The organism is Dehalococcoidia bacterium, from assembly GCA_035310145.1.
Taxonomy (GTDB): Bacteria; Chloroflexota; Dehalococcoidia; order CAUJGQ01; family CAUJGQ01; genus CALFMN01.
Genome location: DATGEL010000047.1, coordinates 1 through 20,842 on the forward strand (window position 1 = coordinate 1; position 20,842 = coordinate 20,842).

Below are 20,842 nucleotides of genomic sequence, written 5' to 3' on the forward strand. Positions count from 1 at the left end.
ACGCCCGTGCGAAGCCGTGGGTGTGGGGACGGCCGCCGCCCACGCCACGCCTGTACCGCCCTCGCTTTGGGTACTCCCGTTGAGGAACGCAGCACTAGGGTTGGACCGCGGTGCGCGGCGGCCGCAACCACCCCTACGCCCTGCGCCCTGAAAAGCCGTCGCCTTGCTGGATCAGCTCGATGCGGTTGCCGAAGGGATCAGCCGTGTAGAGGCGGCGTACGTCGGGCAACGAGTCGTCGAGCACGATCGGGGCGCCGGCCACGGCGAGGGCGCGGCGGGCGGCGGCGAGATCGGCGACGAGAAAGGCCGGGTGCGCCTTGTACGCGGGCGCGAACGGCGTTTCCACACCGAGATGCACCACCGCGCCCGGCGCCTCGAACCAGCAACCGCCGCGTGCGGCCAGAGCCGGGGGCTTGGCCACTTCGCCCAGGCCAAGCACGCCCGTGTAGAAGCGGCGCGCCTCGGCCTCGGCGCCGGCCGGCATCGCCAGTTGTACGTGGTCGAGTCCCAGCACCTGCATCGCCCACCACCAGGAGCGGTCAGCAGACCGCGAGCAGCAGCGGCTCGCGTCGCTTGTATGCCATCTGTCGTTGCGTTTGGCGTGTACGCGGCCGCCGCGCGGCGCTAACCGCCGGACGCATGTCCGCCGCCGCGGCGGCGCCGTCGCCGGCGTTTGCGGGCGCCATCGCCGGGCGTTTCCATCGCATCGTCCGCAGGTGCCGGCGTGGCGGGCGCATCCGGCTGAACCGGCTCTGCCGCCGGCGGCGGGGTGGCTGCCGAGGCCGGCGCCCGCGCCGCGGCGACGCGATTCGGCTGGCCGCGCGGGGCGCTGCGGCCGTTGACGCCCGGAACGTGCTCGTCACCGTCAGCGGGCAGGACGGGCTCGACCGCAGCATCCGCTGGCGCCGCAATCCAGCTACGCCCGTCGGGCGGCGCTGTGGGCCGCGGCGGCGGCGCGATCGGCCGCGCGACGCCGAGCGAGAAGCCGAGCTGGGCGACGGTCATCTCGATGATCTGAGCGTTCTCCATCTGCAGGACGACGATCTGCTTGATCGCGTTCACCGCCATCACGCGGGCGTTGCCGGAGGGCGTGCTCAGCCAGCTCTCCGGCTTCGGCAGCTCGGTGCGCAGTTGCTTGTAGATGTCGTTCTCGTAGGAGAGGCAGCAGAGCAGCCGGCCGCACTGGCCCGAGATCTTGGAGGGGTTGAGCGGCAGGTTCTGCTCTTTCGCCATCTTGATCGAGATCGTGGGGAAGGCGGTGAGCCAGGAGGTGCAACAGAGCCGCCGGCCGCAGCGTCCGTAGCCGCCGATCAGCTTGGCCTGATCGCGCGGGCCGACCTGGCGCAGTTGCACCTGCACATGCACGTGCTGGGCCAGGTCACGCACCAGCTCACGGAAATCGACGCGATCCTCCGCCGTGAAAAAGACGGTGAGGCGTGAGCCGTCGAGCGTGTACTGCGCCGCGACGACTTTCATCGGCAGCCCCAGCGCCGCGGCGCGGCCACGGGCGAGCTGGGTAGCTTCCCGCGCCTGCACTTTGAGCCGGTCAGCGCGGTCGATGTCCTCCGGCGTGCCCGGCCGCAGGATCGGCTTGAGCGGTTCCGTCAGTTCGGTGTTCAGCACCTGGCCGGGCGGAATCACCACGCGCCCCAACTCGATGCCGCGGCTGGTTTCGACGACGACCGACTCGCCGGCGGTCAGGTCTGGATAGCCGCCCGGCTCGAAATAGTAGATCTTGCCCGCCTCTTGAAAGCGGACGCCAACAACTGCGGTTTCCATCCAGGCCTCCGGCCTGGGTCGAGGGCAGCGGGCAATTGGTCGTGAGCAATGGTGAACGGGACGGTTGCCGTAGCGCCGCGACGATCCGACGGGGCGGCGGAGCCATACAGCGGCGCCTGTTCGTCGCCCGTGCGGCGTGTGCACCGGCACCGCTACGCCATGGTGCCCATCCTCTATTCCCTGTTCCCTGTTCCCTGTTCCCTGCCCGCCACGCGCAGCATCATGACTTCGAGCGCGAGGCGAGCGTTGGCATTCTCTTCCAGGTGCGTGCGGCACGCACGCACCGCCTCTGCAGCACGCGCCACTGCCATGGGCGTCGTGCCGGCGGCCAGAGCGCGTATCCGATCGAGACGGTCCACATTCAGGATACCGCGCTCGGCGCCCGCAGCGCCAAGCGCGATGTCGCGCCACCACTCCGTCCACAGGTCCAGCTCGGCCAGCACGCCGGCGCGGTCCTTGCTCCAGCGCTGCGCCAGTTGGGCCGCCGCGGCGAAGCGATCGGCCAGCCCCGCGTCGCTGAGGGCGGCGATCGCGTCCAGCCGGCGGGCGCGCTCCTCCAGCAGCGTGCGGTTGGCCGCGGCGGCGATCGCCCAGCCGGTGCAGCCGCGCGAGAGCCGCGCCAGCAGCGCCGCTTCGCCCGGCTCCGTGCCGCGATCCACCAGGAATGCCGCCAGCGGTTCGGCCGGCACGGGCTGGACGGCCACGCGCCGCAGGCGCGAACGCACCGTCTCCGGCAGCGCCTCTTCCCGCGCCGTGAGCAGCAGCAGCACGACGCGGGCCGGCGGCTCCTCCAGCGTCTTCAAGAAGGCGTCGGCGGCGACGGCGTTGAGCGTGTCGGCCGGATCGACGATCTCGACGCGCCAGCGGCCCTGGAACGGACTGCGGTTGATCCGTTCCTCCAGCGCCCGCACCTGGCAGACACGGATGTCCTTGGAACCGTCCTTGCCGTGGTCGTGCTCCGAACGGGCGCAGAGACCGCCGAGCGTCACCACCGTGACATCGGGGTGTGTGCCGGCTTCGATCTGGCGGCACTGGCGGCAGACGCCGCAGGGCGCCGTGCCGTCCGGCGGCAGCGGCCGCGGATCGTCGCAGTTGAGCGCCTGCGCCAGCCGCTGCGCCAGCGTGCCCTTGCCCGCCTGCGCCGGCCCGGAGAACAGATAGGCGTGCGCCGGCTGCCCCTCCGCCACGCCGCGCGCCAGCGCCCGCACCTCGGCGTCCTGCCCGAGCAGGCCCCAGGACGACGGCTCCGGGTTCGGGATGGAGGGTATCGCGTGGCTGAAGCCAGGTCCGGGCATGGCGTCTTCGCCGCGGCGCTCTGCGGATCGCGACATCGCCACGGCGTGCGGTTCACGCACCGCCGCCCTGTTCCCCGTTCCGTGTTCCACGTTCCCTGTCACCCGTCCCCTACCACACGTCCATCCGCATCAGGTCGTCGTACGTCTCGCGGCGGCGAATCAGGCGGGCGCTGCCGTCCTTCACCAGCACGATCGCGGGGCGCTGCGCCAGGTTGTAGTTCGAGGCCATGGAGAGGCAGTAAGCGCCCGAGGCGGGGATGGCGATCACATCGCCCGCTTCCAGCAGCGGCAGCTCGATGTCCTTGATCAGGACATCGCCCGACTCGCAGTACTTGCCGGCGATCGTCACCGTCTCCTGCGGCGCGGCTAGCGGCTTGTTCGCCACGATCGCCTCGTACTGCGAGCCGTAGATCGCGGGGCGGATGTTGTCCGCCATGCCGCCGTCGACGGAGACGTACGTGCGCACACCGGGGATCGCCTTGCGCGCCCCGGCGGTGTAGAGCGCCACGCCGGCGCGGCCGACGATCGAGCGGCCCGGCTCGATCGAGATCGCCGGCAGCGGCAGATGGTGGTTTCGGCAGGCGGAGCGGATCGAATCGATCACCACGCGGGCGTAGTCGGCGACGCTGGGCGCCGGCTCGGCGGCGAGGTACTGCACGGCGAAGCCGCCGCCGGGGCTGAACTCCTGCGGCACGAAGCGGTGCCGCTCCACCATCTGCTCGGCGAAGGCCATCATCACGTCGGCGGCCTGCGCGTACGGCTCCAGCTCGAAGATCGGCGAGCCCAGGTGGCAGTGATAGCCGCGCAGCTCCAGGCCCGGCGCCGCCAGCGCCTGCTTCACCGCCTCGGCCGCGTCGCCGGTCTGGATCGTGAAGCCGAACTTGCTGTCCACGATGCCCGTGGTCGTGTGCTGGTGCGTGTGCGGATCGACGCCGGGCGAGAGGCGCAGCAGCACGCTCTGGCGGCGGCCCGCGGCCTGCGCCACCCGATCAAGCAGCGTCAGCTCATGGAAATTATCGACCACCACGTGGCCGATGCCGGCCTGCACCGCCTCGCTCAATTCCTGTTCGGACTTGTTATTGCCGTGGAAGTCGATCTCGGCCGGCGGGAAGCCGACGGAGAGTGCCACGGCCAGCTCGCCGCCGGAGACGACGTCCAGCCCCAGCCCCTCGTCCTTGACGATGGCTGCCAATGCCCTGCCCAGATACGCCTTCGAGGCGTAGCGCACGCGTGTCTCCGGCGCCAGGGCACGGAATTCCTGCGCGTAGGCGCGGCACTGGCCGCGCAGCGTCTCCTCGTCGAAGACGTAGAGCGGCGAGCCGAACTCGCGCAGCAGGTCGAGCGTGTCGCAGCCGCCGAGGCTGAGGTTGCCGGCGGCGCTGAGGCCGGCGGAGACGGGTAGCACGGTCTGCAGCGGCAACGCCGCCGCGGAGGTCTGCGTCACGGGCGGGCTCCTGCGCCGGAACGTCGGTGGCGCCGCGAGCGGGGCGCGGCATGGCACCAGTCTAGCATCTGGGCGGCCGCGGGAAGGGCGGGGGGTGGCCAGGCACCGGGTGTCGGGTGTCGGGTGTCGGGTGTCGGGTGTCGGGTGTAAGGAAGCGGTAAGGCGCATGTGAGCCGTATATCAAGCAGCCGCCCGGGCCGCGCGGCATGATGAGTTCACGAGGTCAGGGCGCGGCCTTCCCCGGACCCCTCGAACCATTAAGACATGGTTTCATAACCGGCGCGAGTTCCCGCTTGCAGGCGTGTGATCGCACGTGAACGCCGGTTTTGAAGCCATCGGTAACCCACCGGCGGACGGCTCGCGATGTTGCCTCCCACCGCGGCCCGCCCGCTGCCCAACGGCCCCGCCCGGCGTGCCGCCTTTCCCCAGCGGCCCGCCGGGACGGGGCCTTTTCGCGTACTGCCGCCGTCTGCCCGGACAGCCATGCTCCCAGCATCGACGAAACCCGCGGCTCGCAATGCCGGTGACCTGCTGAAACGGCCTCGGCCCTCAGCGCTGGCGGCCGTTGGCGAAGGTCACCAGCGTTGCGGTTGGACCGGCGACGCCGCCCGAGCAGCAGCCGTTGAACGGAAAGATCTGCCGGTTCGCGAAGTCGCCCACGAACGTCGCGGCCACCTGCGCGGTTCCTGCCGTGCCGTCGCTGAGGAGGACGGCCGAAACCGAGGTGCAGCTCGTCACGTCGAAGCTGGTGGAGCTGCCGCAGCGCCGCGTGATCGACGTCTGGCCCGGGCTGCCGAAGTTGCCGATATCGGTGGTCAGCGTCACCGTGCCCGACTCGGCGCCGGCCGTCAGCACGGGGCCGTTGAAGCTGAAGTCGAAATGGTTGAGTGTCACCGTGATCGTACTGCCCTGCCCCGCCTTCGCAGGAATGCTGACGGGCGAGGCCGTGATGCCGATCTTGTAGAGGATGAAGGGCCGCATCACGAACATCATCGCCGTGTTCGTGGTCAGCGTTCCGGATCCCTTGTTCGGCGTAAACACCGCTTGCAGGCTGAGCACCGGCAGCGGTGCGCCGAACGGTGCGGGCGTCGCCCCCGGCAGCGCGACGATGTGGATGGCGTTCTCCGGCGTGGGAACCAGCCAACCCGTGCCGGAGCCCACACCGGTTTGCTGCACGAAGTTGGCGCCGAGACAGGAGTTGCTGGTCGCGTCGCCGCAGGAAACCTGGGCGGTCAGGCCGCCGGACTCCTGGATCACGGCATAGCTGTTCGGCGCCAACGTGTAGGTGATGGCGCCGCCGTTCAGCGTGCCCGGCGTCGCCCCACTCCCCTCAAACACCGCACCGCAGGTGACGGGCCCAGGAGTTCCGAAGTTGCCCGGCAGGATCAACGAGGCGGGAACCGGATCTGTGTCCGCGATCAGCGGCTGGCCATCGGTGTTGCTGCTCACCTGGAAGGTGCTTGTGAGCCGCGCGTTCACCGCCGGGAAGGCGATGTCCGTCAGGGGAAAGAAGCCGGGGGCGCAGCCAAGGGCGGCCTGGAAGGCGCCGGCCGGACCCGGCGCCCGCGGCGGCACGGTCGTTGGTTGCGGTGTCGGTGTCGGCGGCACCGTCTGGCCGATGGCAGGGGCCAGCCGGCCGGGGATCAGCCAGGCCGCCAGCAAGGCGAGCGAAACAAGTCCGACGACGATCTTCTGCGGGCGCAGGCGCAGACGCTTCATCGACATCTCTCCATCGCACCGGCCAGGGCGGTGCGCACGGCGTGAGCCCCCGCGTCTCAATCGCAACGTTCATTGCATTCGCATTGCGCCGTAGTATGGGTGCGTGCTTCGGCGCCTGTCAACGCTGGGACTGGTACAACGATTCGGACTTTTATCTCTTCTTTCTTGCAAATTCAGCCTGCCCGCCCGCCGATCACGCCGCGGCCCGGCGCCGCCCGTACGGTTCCCTGTTCCCCGTCGCCGGTTCCCTGTACCCTGTCACCTGTCACCCGCAGAGGAGGCGCAGACGCGATGGAGTACTACCGCGAGGGCGCGATCACCGTCGTCAAGGTCGGGCCGCTGAAGCCGTACAACAACAACGCCTACATCGTGGCCGATACCGCCTCGAAAGACGCGCTGCTCGTCGATATGCCCGCCGATGCCGACGATGACACCGGCACCAACGCCGACCGCGGCGCCCGCGTGATCGAGGCCTTCGCCGACGCCGCGCTCAAGGGCGCGAAGGTCCGCGCGATCGTCGCCACGCACTGGCACCCCGACCACTGGATGAGCTACGACCAGATCCGCTCCGCCACCGGCGCGCCCGTCGCCGTCTACGGCGAGGAGATCAAGGTGCCCGCCGAGCGCATCGACCGCAGGCTGCGCGACGGCGAAGAGATCAGCTGCGGCAGCGCCCGCCTGCGCGTGATCCACACGCCCGGCCACACGCCCGGCAGTATCAGCCTGCTGCTGGGCAAGCTGCTGCTCACCGGCGACACGCTGTTCAACGGTGGTCCCGGCCGCACCGCCCAGCATAACGACCTGCTGCAGGAACTGGAGTCGATCGTCAACCGCCTGCACGTGCTGCCGGAAGACGTCACCGTCTGGCCCGGCCACGGCGACGCCACGCAGATCGGCGCGTCGAAGCGCGAGTACGCCGTGTTCAAGAGCAAGCCGATGCCGCCCGACCTGGCCGGCGACGTGACCTGGCTCTGAGTCAGCGCGGCGAGCGGGCGTGCTGGCCGCGGGCGGCGGTACCTCGCGGCGCCGCCTGCCCGTGCCGGCGTTCGTCGCGCCGCTTAGGCTGGAGTGGGGAGCAGCGGCGCCGCGGCCGCCAGCTCGCGCTCCAGCGCGATGGGTGAGGCACGCAGCGCCTGGGCGCGGGCCATGACCTCTGCGAATTCAACCTGGAAGCGCTCGCGCGAGAAGCGCTCCGCGTTGGCGCGCAGCGCCTCCGGCTCAAGCCGCGGGCCACGCTCAAACGCCTCGATCGCGGCGCTCACGGCGGCGGGCGCCTGCTCGGCGAAGAAGCTGCCCGTCACGCCCTCGACCACTGTCTCCAGGGCGCCGCCGCGCGCGTAGGCGATCACCGGGCAGCCGGCGGCCTGCGCTTCGACCGGCACGATGCCGAAGTCCTCTTCGCCGGGGAAGATCAGCGCCCGTGCCCGCTGCAGGTGCCGGCGCACCGCGCTGTCGGGCTGCCAGCCGAGGAAGCGCACGTTCGGCCCGGCCAGCCGCTCCAGGCGGGCACGCTCCGGCCCGTCGCCGATCACGACTAACGGCCGGCGCAGCGCGCTCAGCGCCTCGACCGCGAGGTCGATGCGCTTGTACGGCACCAGGCGGGAGAAGGCGAGATAGTACTCCTCGCGCGGCTGGCAGGGGTCGAAGACGGCCACATCCACCGGCGGATAGAGCACCCGCGCCCGCCGGCGGTAGGCACGCCAGATGCGCCGCGCCGCGTTCTGGCTGTTGGCCAGAAAGAGGTCCACGCGGTTCGCCGCCGTCACGTCCCATTGGCGCAGCCGGTGCAAGGTGAAGCGTACGAGCAGGCCACGCGGTGAGCCGAGTCCGTCCACGTAGCCCTGATAGAGATCCCAGGCGTAGCGCATCGGCGACTGCACATACGAGACGTGCAGCTGATCGGCGCGCGTCAACGCCCCTTTGGCGACGGCGTGATGAATGGAGATGATCGTGTCGGCGTCGCCGAGGTCGAGCTGCTCCACGGCCAGCGGCATCAGCGGCAGGTAGCTCTGATACCGCCGCGTGGCGCCGGGCAGCCGCTGCAGGAACGAGCTGGAGACCTGCGCCCGCGCGATCGCGCTGCCGCGGAAGGGCCGCGGGTCGTAGACGAGCGCCGAGACCGGCATGCCGGGCTGCATGTCGAGCAGCGCGTCGAGGATGCGCTCCGAGCCGGCCACGCGCACCAGCCACTCGTGCACGATACGCACGCGCTCGCCCAGGGGGCGGATCGCCGCCGCGCGGCCGTTTCTGCTTGCGCCGTTCACGCCGCTCCTTCCGCCCGGATCGCCGGCGTCCGTTCCGTTGGTCGCATCGTACCTGCCGCTGCCGCCGGGTTCATCCGCTCGTGCGCCGCCAGGACGCGGACGGCCGCGGTGCGCCTGCTGCTCAGGCGCCGCGGACGACGGCGGCCGGCGCCGCCAGCTCCTGCCGCACCAGCGCCGCGCCGGCCGCCAGCGCCTGCATCTTGCCGCGGGAGGCGGCACGGCTGCGCGGCACCAGGCCGCAGTCGGTGCAGGGGAAGAGCCGTTCGGCCGGCACATAGGGCAGCACCCGGCGGATGCGCGCCGCCACCGCCTCCGCTGTCTCGACCTCCTCCATGCCCACGTCGATCACGCCGACCAGCACATCCTTGCCAGGCAGCTCGGCCAGCACGGCCGGATCGACGCCGGAAGCCGCGCACTCCACGGAAACCGCGTCGATTCCGGACTTCGCCAGCAGCGGCAGGGTCACACCGTACTGGCCCCACTCGGTGTTCTTCGTCTTCCAGGCCAGCACGCCGGGCACACCGTAGCCGTAGCAGATGTGCACGGCGGTCTTCGCGGCGACGCTGTCGATGCAGCGTTCCAGCGCGGCGATGCCCCAGTCCGCGACCTTCTCCAGGTAGATATTGAAGCAGGGCTCGTCGAACTGCACGATCGCGGCGCCGGCCTCGGCCAACTCGCGCGCCTCGGCGTTGAGCAGCGCGGCGAAGCGCAACGCCAGCGCCTCTTCACTGGCGCCGTAGTGCTCGTCCAGCAGGCTGTCCACGCTCGTCATCGGTCCGGGCAGCGTGACCTTGATCGGGCGGTCGCTGTGCGCCCGAGCGAAGCGCACGGCGTCGACCAGCACCGGGCGCGGCCGCGTCACCTCGCCGACGATGCGGGCCACGCGCGTCTGCCGCGCGTAGCGGCCGCCGCGCGCCAGCTTCGTGCCCAGTTGCTCGGTGTCGATGCCCGTGAGGCCGTCGAGAAAGCCCCAGATGTAGTGGCGGCGGCGTTGCTCGCCGTCGGTAACGATGTCGATGCCCGCCTCGTGCTGGTCCGCCAGCGCCAGGCGCACGGCGTCGTCCTGTGCCTCGGCCAGCAACGCCGCATCGATTCGCCAGGGGGCGAAGAGCACGTTCGGCTCGGCGAGCCAGGACGGCTTCGGCAGGCTGCCCGTGATCATCGTCTCCAGCATGGACACTCCCTCTCTCCCGCCGCACGCGCGGCAGGCAGCGGCTGCGAGGGGCAGGGCACGGCGTCAGCGCGGACGCACGATCACGGTCTTGTCGAAATCGTCGTCCGGCGGGTCGTCGTTGCGGGGCGGCGCCGGCGGCGGTACAGGCGGCGGCGTGTGCTGCTGGCCGAGGGGCGAGGCGCCGCGGTTGCCCAATGGTGAAACGCCCCGGTTGCCCAGCGGCGAGGCGCCGGGACGCGGCGCGGGCGGCGCGGCAGGCGGCGAGGGCGGCGGCACGGGAGCAGGCACGGGGCCGGCCTGTGGCGGCGGTGCAGGCGACGGGGCAGGGCCGGGCGGCGGCGCGGCGCCGACCTGTATCGTCGCCGGTGGCTGCACGGCGCCGCCCATGCCGAAGGCGCGGCGCAGATCGGCGACGAAGGCGGCGCCGCCGACCGGCCGCTCGTTCGGCCGCTTCGCCAGGGCGCGGGCCAGCACGGCCGAGGCCGCGGGCGGCGCCCCGGGCAGCAGGCTGTCCAGCGGCGGCGGCGGCTCCTCCGCGTGCGCCGTGAAGATCTGTCCGGGATCGTTCTCGAAGAGGAAGGGCGGCCGGCCCGCCAGCAGGGCGTAGGTGAGCGTGGCCAGCGCGTAGATGTCGGACGGCGCACTCTGCGCATCGCCGCGGGCGCGTTCGGGCGTGAGGTAGGCGAGGTCGCCGTAGACGGTGCCGCGCGCGTGCTCCAACGCGAAGTCGCAGGCGACGCTCGGCTCGAGCAGCACCACCCGCCCGCCGGGCTCGATCAGCACGTTTTGCGGACGCAGATCGCCATGCACCACCCCCGCCTGGTGCACGGCATCCACGGCGGCGGCGATCTGGCCCGCGATCTCCAACGCCTGGGGCGCCGGCACGGCCATGCGGCCGAAGCGGGCGCTCATGCTCTCGCCTTCGACGAACTCCATGTCAATGTACGGTGTCGGGCCGTCGTGGCCGGCGCCGAGGATGCGCACGAAGCCGGGCTGTTGCACCGCCTGAAAGCGCCGGCCGATGTTGAGGAACGTCTCCACGACATCCGGCCGCGCCGCGTCATCCGGCTGCAGCTCCTTGCGGGCGATGGGGCCATCGGGGCCGCTGTGCCGGTAGAGCATGGTCATGCCGCCGGACCCGCGCCGCCCAGGCCCCGTCACCACGGCCGCGGGCGCCGCGGGCGCGCTCTCCGCGCCTGGCGGCGTCGCGGAAGGCGGGGCGGCCGCTGGAGGCAGCGGCGGCGTCGCGTCCTCAGCCGCGCGGCCCTGCGTGGCGATGATCGTGCGGTCGTCGTAGGGGCCGGCGGGGGGCGCCACGGGCGGGGCGACGGGCTGCGGCAACGGCGACACCGGCTGCGCCGGACGCTGGCCCGGCGTGGCGATCACGAGCGTGTTGCCCCCCTCCGCTTCGGGCTCGGGCGGATGCGGCAGGTTGGGCGCGGGGATGATGATCGTGCCTTGCTCTTCCTGCATCGCGGGCGGCGCGGCAGGCGGCACGGGCACGGGCACGGGCTGTTCCGCGTGGACCGGCGGCGCTGGAGGCGTCGGCGGTGTTGGCGGTGCGGCTTGCGGCTGGCCCGCGGGCGGCGCCGGCTGCGGGGTCTCGGCGACCGACGGCGGGGCCGGTTCAAAGGCGGGCTCGGCGGCAGGGGGCGCGACCGGCGGAGCAACGTGCGCCGCGGCGGCAGGGGCCGCGACGAGCTGCTCGCGCCGCGGCCAGCGCGCCGCGGGCAGCGTCCCCTCGGGCAGGCCGCACCACTGCTGCAGATCGTCGCAGGCGTTGTGCCAGCGCTGCGCGGCCTGCTCGGCCCGATCGAGCAGCGCCGCATCGCCGGCCGCGAGCGCGGCCGTGCCGCTGGCCAGCAGCGCGCCGAGCGTGGCATCGCGCAGGCGGCTGGCGGGCGTGCCCCAGTAGGGCAGCCAGGCGCCGCGCAATCGGGCGGCCAGCGCCAGCGCCCGCGAGGCGTAGGCCGGGTCGAGCGGGGCGGCGCCCGGCTCGCCTTCCGGTACCAGCCGTCCAAGCTCGGCCAGCGCGGGCGCCAGCAGCGCGGTCAGATCGGCCAGGGCGCGGCGGTCGCGCTCGGCCGGCGCGGCCGTGCGCGCCGCCTTGATCGCCGCGGCCAGGTCACGCTCCGGCTCGACGCCGCCGGCCAGCGCCAGGGTGATCGCCCGGCCGTGGTCGGCGGTGTGCAGGCGGATCTCCGTCAGGCCGGCGAGGTCCGTTTCGGGGTCGGCCAGCCAGTTGAGCGGCACACTCCAGGTCTCGTGTCGGCCGGCGAAGCAGAGCGCGTCGCCGGCGATCCACAGCTCACCCTCGTCGCCGGGCATGGCGGCGGCGCCCGCTCGTCTCCCCGGCGCGTTGAACGATTCCCCGTGCGCATCGCCGAACTGGGAGGGGCCGCCGCGGCGTGCGCCGGGACCGCGCACCTGGTAGGCGGCCGCGTGCCAGCCGCTCTGCGAGGACTGTTGCTCCTCAGCCATGGAACGCCTCCCACGCGCCCGCGGCGCACGCCGTGTTGCCGTTCATGGTAGCACCTTCAGCTGGGGCCTCACCCCTGGACCCCTCTCCGGGGCAGCCGTCGCGCGGCGCGCGATTTTGCATCAGGAGGGGGTTGCGGAGGACGGTTTTGCATCGCAGCTACGCCCTGGGCCCCCGCCCTACGTCCGCTCTTCCCTGTTCCCTACTCTCCGCCCCCTACTATGATGGGCGCAGCACTCTGTCCGGGGAGCCGTTATGCAGATCCTGCTGCCGATCGCCGGCGCGGGCACGCGCGTGCGCCCGCACACGCACGCCCGCCCCAAGCCGATGCTCTCGCTCGCCGGCAAGCCCGTGCTCGGGCACCTGCTCGACTATCTGCGCCCGCTGGGACCAAGCAGCACGATCATCATCGTGGGTGAGCGCGGCGATCAGGTCGAGGAGTACGTCCACGCCAACTACGCCGCGATGCATCCCTGTTTTCGTACGCAAACCGAGCTGAAGGGGCAGTCGCACGCGATCAAGATGGCGGCGGACCTGATTCACGAACCGTTACTGATCGTTTTCGGCGACACGCTGTTCGAAGCGCCGCTGGAACTGGTGACCGACAGCAGCGTCGACGGCGCCGTGGTGGTGCAGCCGGTGCCCGATCCGGCGCGCTTCGGCGTGGTGGAGCTGAACGCGGACGGCTTCATTACCCGCTTCATCGAAAAGCCGCAACATCCGCCGAGCAACCTCGCCTCGATCGGCGTCTGGATGTTCAACGATCACCAGGGTCTGCTCCACGCGATCGACGCGCAGATCGCCGAAGCGGACGCGCTCAAGGGCGAATTCTATCTTGCCGGCGCCCTGCAGCGCCTGCTCGATGCCGGCGGCCGCTTCCGCCCGGTGCGAGCGGACGGCTGGCACGATACCGGCACGATCGACGCTGTGCTGGAGACGCACCGTTACCTGGTGGAGCAGCACCGGCGCCGGCCGCAGTTCACACCCGTGGCCGCGATCGTCGAGCCATGCTGGATCGATCCGACGGCGAAGCTGGAGCGCTGCGTGGTCGGGCCGTACGTCTCGATCGGCCCGCGGGTCGAGATCGTCGACAGCGTGCTCAGCGACGCGATCATCGGCGAGGGGACGCGCATCGAGGGCGCGGTGCTGCGGCGCAGCATCGTCGGCAACGAGGCGGTGATCGAACTGCCGCGGCGCTCGTTCAACATCTCCGACCATTCATCGCTGACGGCGGCGCCCCCGGCGGGAACGGGCCACTGATGGCGAGCGGGCTCGTCGTCGGGCAGTCGGGCGGCGTGACGCCCGTGATCAACGCCAGCCTGGCGGGGGTGATCGCCCAGGCCCTCGCCGAAACCGCGATCGGCCCGGTCTACGGCATGCGCCACGGCGTGCGCGGCCTGCTCGAACGCGACCTGATCCGGCTCGACGGCCTGGACGAGGCGTTCTTGCAACGGCTGCGCGGCACGCCGGGCGCCTGGCTCGGCTCCTGCCGCTATGCGCCGGAAGAGGCCGAGCTGCAGCCGCTGCTCGACACGCTGGCCGAGCTGGACGTGCGCTATTACATCTATATCGGCGGCAACGATTCGGCCGACACCAGCGCCCGGCTGGCACGGCTGGCCCGGTATCGAGGGCGCGGGCTGCACGTGCTGAACGTGCCCAAGACGATCGACAACGACCTGCCGGAGATGGACCACTGCCCCGGCTACGCCACGGCCGCCGCCTACGTGGCGCTTTGCACGCGGCTCTTGCTGCTGGATACGCGGGCGATGCGGCGCGAAGAGCCGCTGCGCGTGGTCGAGGTGAAGGGCCGGCACAGCGGCTGGCTCACCGCCGCCGCCGCCGCGTTCGCGGAGCCGGGCAGCGCGTGGCCGCTGCTGATCTACGCACCGGAGCAGCCGCTGGAGAGCGAGCGCGTTCTGCGCGAGGTCGACACCGCGCTCTCGCGCTGTGGCCACGCGCTGCTGGTGGTCTCCGAGCACGCGGAAGACGCGGCCGGCCGGCCGGTGGGCGAAGGCCGCAACGTGCAGCGCGACGCGTTCGGCCACGACGACTCGCACGGCCCCGGCGCCTTCCTGCAAAGCCTGCTGCAAACCGACCTGAAGACGCGCTGCCGGCTGGAGGTGCTGGGGGCGATGCAGAAGGTTGCGCTGCTGCCGCAGATCGCGCTGGACCGCGATGAGGCGTTCGCCTGCGGCCGCCATGCCGTTGAACTGGCGCTGGCCGGCGAGAGCGGCGCCTGCGTGACGCTCAACCGCGAGCCGGACGCGCCCTACCGCATCACGCTCAGCAGCGCCCCACTGGAGCGCATCGCCCGCAGCGAGCGGCCGCTGCCCGCGGCGTTCCTCAACGGCAGCACGCCGGCACAGGCGTTCCGCGACTGGATCGCGCCGCTGGTGGCCGAGGCGCGGCCCCTGGCCGAACGGCTGGTGGAGACGGCGTAGGGCCACGCCGCCCCGCGCCCGCAGAAGGAGCCACGGTGGATTCTTCCACGCCGCCCGCCAATACGCTCGTCGTCGTGCTGGCCGGCGGCAGCAACAGCCGCTTCCAGCCGCTGCGCGACAAGACGCTGCTCTCGATGCTCGGCCGTCCGCTGCTGGCGCATCACCTGGACGCACTGGCCGCTGCCGGCTTCCGTGATGTCGTGGTCGTCGCCAATGCGCGCACGGAAGACCGCATCCGCGAGCTGCTGGCGCCGTACGCGGCCGGCGGACTGGCCGAGTGCGTGGTGCAGGAGCGCGCCGCCGGCATGGGCGACGCGGTGCAGACCGTGGCGCGGCGGCTTGGCGGGGCGGCGCAACGGCCGCTGCTGATTACCCAGGCGCACGACGTGGTCGAGCCAGCGCTGTTCGGGCACGTGGCGGAGCAGGTGATGGCGGCGCCGGCAGGAATCGACGGCTTCATCACCGGCCGGCAGGTGAGCGAGTACCAGCCGATGGGCTATCTCTCGGTTGCGAAGGGCGGGCGGTTGCGCGGCATCGTGGAGAAGCCGGGCGCCGGCAACGAGCCGAGCGATCTGATCAACTTCGTGCTGCACTGGCACCGTAACGCCGCCGCCTTGTTCGCCGCGCTGCGCGAGCAGTACGCGGGCGAAGCCGCCACCGACGACCACTACGAGCGGGCGCTGGCCGCGCTCTTCGGCGCAAAGCGCTACGAGCTGCTGCGCTACGACGGCGACTGGTTTCCGATCAAGTACCCCTGGCAGGTGCTGGACGTGATGCAGTTCTACCTGCGCGGCACCGGCGCGGGCGGCCAGGTCACGCCTGACGTGCGCCTCTTCCCCGGCGCGAAGATCGTCGGGCCGGCGTATGTGGGGCCGGGCTGCGTGATCGGCAACAACAGCCTGGTGCGCGAGAGCATGATTGGCGCCGGCACGGAGATCGGCTACGGCTGCGAGATCGCCCGCTCCTGGGTGGGCAGCGGCGTGCACCTGCACCACACCTATCTCGGCGACAGCGTGGTCGATGACGGCGGCAACTTCGGCTTCGGCACGGTGACCGGCAACTTTCCCTTCTACCCGGCGCCCGTGCGCTCCACGGTCGGCGGCGAGCGGCTGCGGACAGGGCGGGAGAAGTTCGGCGCGATCATCGGCGCCCGCGTGCGCACGGGCATCGGCGCCCTGCTCTATCCCGGCGTCAAGATCGGCTACGGCGCCTACATCGGGCCGGGGGTGGTGGTCACCGCGGACGTGGAGCCACGCCGGCTGATCGTGGTGAAGCAGGAGCTGGACGTGCGTGAAAACCCGTTCGTGCCGCCGGAAGAGGCCTGAGCGGCGAAGAGCCGCCGCCCGCGCTCGTCGCTACGCCATGCCCCGGTTCGGCTGGGCCTCCAGGCTGAAGGGCGGATACTCGTCCACGAACAGCAGCGTGTAGGCCCGCACGCGCGCCGACCAGCGCGACACGCCCACGCTGAAGGTGAACATGCCCTCGGGATACTGGCCGGTGAAGAGGATGGCAAACCAGGCGATGACGGTGACGATCGCCTGCGCGATGCCGAGGAAGAACAGCACGATGAAATGCGGGATCGCCAGGATCAGGCGGAAGCCGACCGTAAGACGGTTGTGCCGCGCGATCGGCTCCACGCCGAGCCGCAGCGGGTAGGGCTCGTCGCCGCTGAAGGGCGGGTAGGGATCGGTCTGCAGCGCCATGTAGGCGTGCACGTTCTGCTCCCAGCGGAACAGCTTCAGGCAGAAGCCCTGCATGCCGGCCGGGAAGACCGCCGTAAAGACGATCGCCCACCAGGCGAGGAAGACCAGGATGCCCAGCACCGCGGAGAGGACGCCGCCGCCGAAGAAGTAGCCGCCGAACGTGCCGCTGCGCCCGCCGAAGCGCGTGAAGAAGTAACTGAAGCCGGTGCCGCCGAAGAGGATGAGCTGCGGGATGGCGAGGATCCAGCGGAAGCCCACCGTCCAGCGGTTGTAGCGCTGCGGGCGCGGCACGTCGTAGGAAACCGGGTATCTCGCAGAAGCCCAGGCGCCTGCCGTCATGGCGTTGCTCCTTCACATTGCCGCACTGCCGCACCGTGCGCACACTATACCCCGGCAGACACCAGCCGGGGGCAGCGACGACCGCGATCGGTTGCGTTATTTTGCCGCGCCCCGTGGCCGCGCTCGCCGGCGAGGCCCGGCGAAGACGCGTCGCATCCATCCATCGATTGCTCGCCAAAGAGGGTTGCCTAACTCGTGAAGTTAGGGCATACTCACTTCACGTAAGGCAGACCGGGCGTGCGGCGGAGCGAGCGATGCTGTTCTCCTTCCTTGTCACCTTGCGCGAAGGCGTCGAGATCGCGCTGGTGATCACGATCCTGCTCGGGTACTTGCGCTCCACCGGGCAGCGTCGCCACTTCCGCGAGATCTGGCTGGGCGCCGGCGTGGCCGCGGCGGTCTGCCTCGCGGTCGGCGCGGGGCTGGAGCTTGCCTCGCGCGAGCTGGATTCGCAGCTCGTTGAGGGCTTCGAAGGCTTCACCATGCTCTTCGCCGTGGCGCTGCTCACGGCGATGGCCTTCTGGATGAAGCGCCAGGCGAGCGGCATCTCCAGCGAGCTGCGGGCGCACGTGGACCAGGCGTTGGGCGCGGGCTCGATGGCGACGCTGGTGCTGCTCGCTGCCTCGTCCGTGGGCCGCGAGGGGCTGGAGACCACGCTCTTTCTCTTCGCCGGCTCGGCCACGGCCGGCGCGGGCCTGAGCTTCGTGATCGGCGGGCTGCTCGGCTTCGTCCTGGCGGCGTTCATCGGCGTGGGCCTCTATCACGGCAGCTCGCGCATGCCGCTCAAGCCGTTCTTCACCATCTCCGGTGTGGTGGTGATCGTGCTGGCGGCGGGGCTCGTCTCCAACGGCGTCGCCCACCTGCACGAATCGGGGCTGTTGTCCAACATCGGCGTGCGGCCCTGGGACACGGATGCGCTGATCGCCAGCACCTCCACGCTGGGCCAGTTCCTCAACACGTTGCTGGGCTACGACTCGGCGCCGGCGCTCTCGCAGATCGTGCTCTACTGGCTCTACCTGCTCGGCGTGGCGGCGGCGTTCCTCTGGTTGCCCGCGGCGGCGCGGCCGCCGCAGCGTGCGGTCCAGCCGGCGATCTCTTCACCGGGTCGGTCCTGAAGGATCGCAAGGATTCCTCGATACTCATGCTGAGCCAGAGGTAGAAACGTATGAGCCGTGTCATCGCGGGAGTCTTGTTCCTTGTCGCCGTTTTCATGCTGCTGGGGACCGCCTGCGGCGGCGGCGGCAAAGGCCGGCAGGTCGCCATTGCCCAGACGGACGAGGGCTGCACGCCGCAGACGGTGCAGGCCGCCAGGGGCGAGAAGCTGACGTTCAAGATCCAGAACCAGGGCAAGAAGGACCACGAGTTCGAGGGCGTCAACGGCGCCAAGGTGCCGGAGGTTGAAGTGCCCGCGGGCCGCACGCGTAGCGTCGACTACACCGCGCCGAAACAGAACGGCACGCAGCAGATCAAGTGCTACATCCCCAACGGCAGCACCACGATGATCAGCGTGACGGTCGGCGGCTGAGCCGCCCGGCGCTCCCATGCGCTCGTCGCACGCCGCGGCTCGCCGGCATGTCCGCCTCCGGGTGAGCGGGACCGAGAGTTCCGCGGGTCACTCCCGCCGATACCAGCGCACCAGCAACGGCGCCGTGACGAGGATGACGATGCCGTAGACCGCGACGACGGCGCCGGCCGCGGGCAGCACGGCGGCCGCCAGCGCCGCCGCCACCCCGAACTCGCGCATGCCCAGGCCGAAGACGGCGGCGCGCACCGCCAGCTCCGGCTCACGCAGCAGGCGAAACAGCGCCAGGCCGGCGAGGTAGCCGGCGAGGTTCAGCCCCAGGCTGAAGGCAGCCGCGGCGAAGATGTCTGCGCCGAGCAGTACCGGCCGCGCGGCCCCCGCGACGAGGAAGAGCAGGCCCAGCACGGCCAGCGCGGCAACGGCCGGCGCGACCGCATCGACCAGCTCCAGCGCCGGAGCGATGTCAGCGCGCGGGAGCGGCATGGGCAGGGACGGTGGCTCACCGAACAGGGTCAACGCCTCCTCCGTCCGCTGCCGCACCAGCAAGCCGGCGAACAGCCAGCGCAGCAGCAGCGCCGCGGCCAACGGCGCGCCGACGGACAGCGCCAGCTCCTGCCCCAGCGCCGCCCGGTCTACTGGCACCGCATTGCCCGCGTAACCGGCCAGCAGGCCGGGTGTGACGATCGTGGCGCAGAACAACGATGCCGCCATCAGCGCCGTGCCCAGCGCCGCGTCGCCACCAGCAAGCAGCGTGATCGCACCGGCGCTGATCTCCGACGGCGCTACGCCGATACAAAGAATGCCGACGCTCAGCGGCGTGCTCAGGGGCAGGCGTGAGAGCACGTAGGCGAGCAGCGAGAGCGGGCCGAACTGCACGATGAGCGCGAGTAGCAGCCGTCCCGGCCGGCGCAGCGCCGCGGCGAGCCGCGCCGGCGGCACGGTGACGCCCGTGGCGAAGACGATTGCGCCCAGCAGCCATGGCAGCAACCCGGCGCCCGCGCTGCCGGCCCGCGGCCAGGCAATGCCCGCGGCGGCGGTGAGCAACGCCCAGAGCAGCAGCGGTTCCGTGATCGCCCTGGCCGCTCGGCTCGCTCGGTGCTGCCTGCGCGGCGCCCAGGCGGCCATCGTTCTCCCCTCCGGCGGCGCAGGACTCGCCGGTCAATTCTAGCCGGAGCGCCCGGCGCGTGGATGCTACGATGGCGGCTGGGCGGAGCCGGCAGGCCGCCGCCGACTGGAGCCGGCAGTGGAGGGCGTCGTTTCCCTGCTGGACGAGCGCCACACCGCGCTGGCCGAGGCGCTCTGGGCCGAGCTGGAGCGTGCGTGCGGCCTGCACGGGGTTGCCGCCACACCCTTCCCGCACTTCTCGTACCAGGTGGCGGAGCGGTACGATCGCACGGCCCTGGGCGCCGCGCTAAACGGCTTCGCCAGCGAGCAACCGCCGTTCGTGGTAACCACCACGGGGCTGGGCCTATTCACCGGTCCGCGCCCCGTCGTCTACCTGCCGGTGGTGCGCACGGCGGCGCTGAGCCGCTTCCACCAGGCGCTCTGGCAGGCGATCGCCGGCGCCGGCTTCGCTGTGCAGGCCTACTACCACCCGGATAGCTGGGTGCCGCACATCACGATCGGCTTCGACGATGTCGGGGCCGAAGGCGCGGCGGCGATTGTGCGGCGCCTCGCGGAGCGGCCGCTCAACTGGGAGATCGCGGTCGAGAGCATCGCCTTCATCGGCGAGACCGAGGGCCGGCAGGAGATCGTGAGCCGCCACCCGCTGGGCGGCCCCGCGGCAGAGCCGAACGCGTGATTGCGCTCGGCTCGCCGCGAGATCGTCCCACCGCCGGCCGCCGTCACAGCTGCGAGCGCACGAAGCGGTCCCACAGCCGCCCGGCGAGGCGCACCGGGTCGGCCTGCACGCCGCAGCGGCGGAAGTAGCGGTACAGGTTCTCCACGTCGCGCTGCAACAGGCTGTAGGCGCCGTTGTTGAAGCGTGGGTCGATCGCCTGCGGGAAGTCGATCATCGTCAGCCGTCCCTGCCAGTAGAGCAGGTTGTAGGCCGACAGGTCGCCGTGGATCAGGTTGCAGCCGAGCATCAGCTCGACGTTGCGCATCGCTACCGTGAAGAGCTGCTCGGCCTCGTTCGGCAGGAGCACGACACTCTGCAGCGGCGGCGCCGCGCTTTCAACATCGCCGACGTACTCCATCAGGATCGCGTTCTCGCCCGCGGTGATCGGACGAGGCACGTTGGCGCCGGCCGCGTGCAGCGTGCGCATGGTCTCATACTCGTGGCCGAGCCAGGCGCCGAACTGGAACTCGCGGCCCTTCGCCGTCTTCTTGCGCATGGCGCGCAGCTCGTGCGTCTCGCGCCGGAAGCGGCCCTCGGTGTAGACCGCGTCGTTGCGGAAGCTGCGCGAACGCAGCTCGCGGTAGACCTTGAGCGCGAGCAGCCGCTGACCCGTGCGCGGGTGTGCCCGGCAGCAGTAGACCGTCGCCTCCTTGCCGCTCTTCACGGGATAGAGCACGTCGGTAATCCAGCCGTTGTCGTAGAACGTGGCTACGTGTTCGTCGGGAAGCAGTTCCCTGGACATTTCTGTCGTCTCCATCGCCGGTTGTGGTTGTAGTCCATGGGTAGTGCAGTGCCCTCGTGGCGGGCAGTGACGTGCTGTTGCACAGAACGCCTCCTTCTTCGTTG

At 71.3% G+C, this 20,842-nt stretch carries 18 protein-coding genes; 7 read left to right on the forward strand and 11 right to left on the reverse strand.

The genetic code is table 11. The features are described from left to right. Positions 1-133: 133 nt before the first annotated feature. The 5 genes from VKV26_09575 to VKV26_09595 form a co-directional block, all read right to left on the reverse strand. A complete protein-coding gene (locus tag VKV26_09575) occupies positions 134-520 on the reverse strand; it encodes a VOC family protein (protein ID HLZ70140.1) in 387 nt (128 codons plus the stop codon). Between the two features lie 104 nt (positions 521-624). Beyond that, complete coding sequence (locus VKV26_09580; protein ID HLZ70141.1) at positions 625-1,779, reverse strand: stage 0 sporulation family protein; 1,155 nt, start codon at positions 1,777-1,779, stop codon at positions 625-627. 173 nt (positions 1,780-1,952) lie between these two features. Further along, a complete protein-coding gene (locus VKV26_09585) occupies positions 1,953-3,134 on the reverse strand; it encodes a DNA polymerase III subunit (protein ID HLZ70142.1) in 1,182 nt (393 codons plus the stop codon). A gap of 49 nt (positions 3,135-3,183) precedes the next feature. Further along, the gene (gene lysA / locus VKV26_09590) at positions 3,184-4,518 is read right to left on the reverse strand and encodes a diaminopimelate decarboxylase (GenBank protein ID HLZ70143.1); all 1,335 of its coding nucleotides are present in this window, start codon (positions 4,516-4,518) and stop codon (positions 3,184-3,186) included. 549 nt (positions 4,519-5,067) lie between these two features. Continuing rightward, positions 5,068-6,237: a hypothetical protein gene (locus tag VKV26_09595; GenBank protein HLZ70144.1), complete on the reverse strand. Its 1,170-nt coding sequence runs from the start codon at positions 6,235-6,237 to the stop codon at positions 5,068-5,070. Between the two features lie 291 nt (positions 6,238-6,528). On the opposite strand from VKV26_09595, the gene VKV26_09600 reads away from it, so the two are divergent. Then, positions 6,529-7,212 (forward strand): MBL fold metallo-hydrolase, encoded by a 684-nt coding sequence (locus VKV26_09600; GenBank protein HLZ70145.1) that lies wholly within the window; start codon positions 6,529-6,531, stop codon positions 7,210-7,212. An 83-nt stretch (positions 7,213-7,295) separates the two neighbouring features. Here the strand turns inward: VKV26_09600 and VKV26_09605 are convergent, their stop codons facing one another. The 3 genes from VKV26_09605 to VKV26_09615 form a co-directional block, all read right to left on the reverse strand. Further along, positions 7,296-8,501, reverse strand: coding sequence for a glycosyltransferase (locus VKV26_09605; protein ID HLZ70146.1), 1,206 nt, complete (start codon positions 8,499-8,501; stop codon positions 7,296-7,298). Positions 8,502-8,622: 121 nt separating this feature from the next. Next, the gene (locus VKV26_09610) at positions 8,623-9,675 is read right to left on the reverse strand and encodes a methionine synthase (GenBank protein HLZ70147.1); all 1,053 of its coding nucleotides are present in this window, start codon (positions 9,673-9,675) and stop codon (positions 8,623-8,625) included. 63 nt (positions 9,676-9,738) lie between these two features. Beyond that, a complete protein-coding gene (locus VKV26_09615) occupies positions 9,739-12,156 on the reverse strand; it encodes a serine/threonine-protein kinase (protein HLZ70148.1) in 2,418 nt (805 codons plus the stop codon). A 253-nt stretch (positions 12,157-12,409) separates the two neighbouring features. On the opposite strand from VKV26_09615, the gene VKV26_09620 reads away from it, so the two are divergent. The 3 genes from VKV26_09620 to VKV26_09630 are packed head-to-tail and all read left to right on the forward strand — an operon-like array spanning position 12,410 to position 15,920. Continuing rightward, positions 12,410-13,414, forward strand: coding sequence for a sugar phosphate nucleotidyltransferase (locus tag VKV26_09620; protein HLZ70149.1), 1,005 nt, complete (start codon positions 12,410-12,412; stop codon positions 13,412-13,414). Next, on the forward strand, positions 13,414-14,595 hold the full coding sequence (locus VKV26_09625) for a diphosphate--fructose-6-phosphate 1-phosphotransferase (protein ID HLZ70150.1): 1,182 nt from the start codon (positions 13,414-13,416) through the stop codon (positions 14,593-14,595). Before VKV26_09620 ends, VKV26_09625 begins: the two co-directional genes overlap by 1 nt. 35 nt (positions 14,596-14,630) lie before the next feature. Continuing rightward, positions 14,631-15,920, forward strand: coding sequence for a sugar phosphate nucleotidyltransferase (locus VKV26_09630; GenBank protein ID HLZ70151.1), 1,290 nt, complete (start codon positions 14,631-14,633; stop codon positions 15,918-15,920). 30 nt (positions 15,921-15,950) lie between these two features. Here the strand turns inward: VKV26_09630 and VKV26_09635 are convergent, their stop codons facing one another. Further along, the gene (locus tag VKV26_09635; GenBank protein ID HLZ70152.1) at positions 15,951-16,637 is read right to left on the reverse strand and encodes a DUF4389 domain-containing protein; all 687 of its coding nucleotides are present in this window, start codon (positions 16,635-16,637) and stop codon (positions 15,951-15,953) included. Between the two features lie 254 nt (positions 16,638-16,891). On the opposite strand from VKV26_09635, the gene VKV26_09640 reads away from it, so the two are divergent. Both VKV26_09640 and VKV26_09645 read left to right on the forward strand, forming a co-directional pair. Beyond that, the gene (locus VKV26_09640; GenBank protein ID HLZ70153.1) at positions 16,892-17,749 is read left to right on the forward strand and encodes an FTR1 family protein; all 858 of its coding nucleotides are present in this window, start codon (positions 16,892-16,894) and stop codon (positions 17,747-17,749) included. Between the two features lie 50 nt (positions 17,750-17,799). Beyond that, entirely contained in the window at positions 17,800-18,159 is a 360-nt protein-coding gene (locus VKV26_09645) for a cupredoxin domain-containing protein (protein HLZ70154.1), read from the forward strand. Positions 18,160-18,246: 87 nt separating this feature from the next. Here the strand turns inward: VKV26_09645 and VKV26_09650 are convergent, their stop codons facing one another. Beyond that, on the reverse strand, positions 18,247-19,281 hold the full coding sequence (locus tag VKV26_09650) for a hypothetical protein (protein ID HLZ70155.1): 1,035 nt from the start codon (positions 19,279-19,281) through the stop codon (positions 18,247-18,249). A gap of 118 nt (positions 19,282-19,399) precedes the next feature. Between VKV26_09650 and VKV26_09655 the strand changes: the two genes are divergently transcribed. Beyond that, positions 19,400-19,957, forward strand: coding sequence for a 2'-5' RNA ligase family protein (locus VKV26_09655; protein HLZ70156.1), 558 nt, complete (start codon positions 19,400-19,402; stop codon positions 19,955-19,957). 43 nt (positions 19,958-20,000) lie between these two features. Here VKV26_09655 and VKV26_09660 read toward each other — a convergent pair whose 3' ends face one another. Beyond that, entirely contained in the window at positions 20,001-20,738 is a 738-nt protein-coding gene (locus VKV26_09660; protein HLZ70157.1) for an RIO1 family regulatory kinase/ATPase, read from the reverse strand. Positions 20,739-20,842 lie beyond the last annotated feature (104 nt).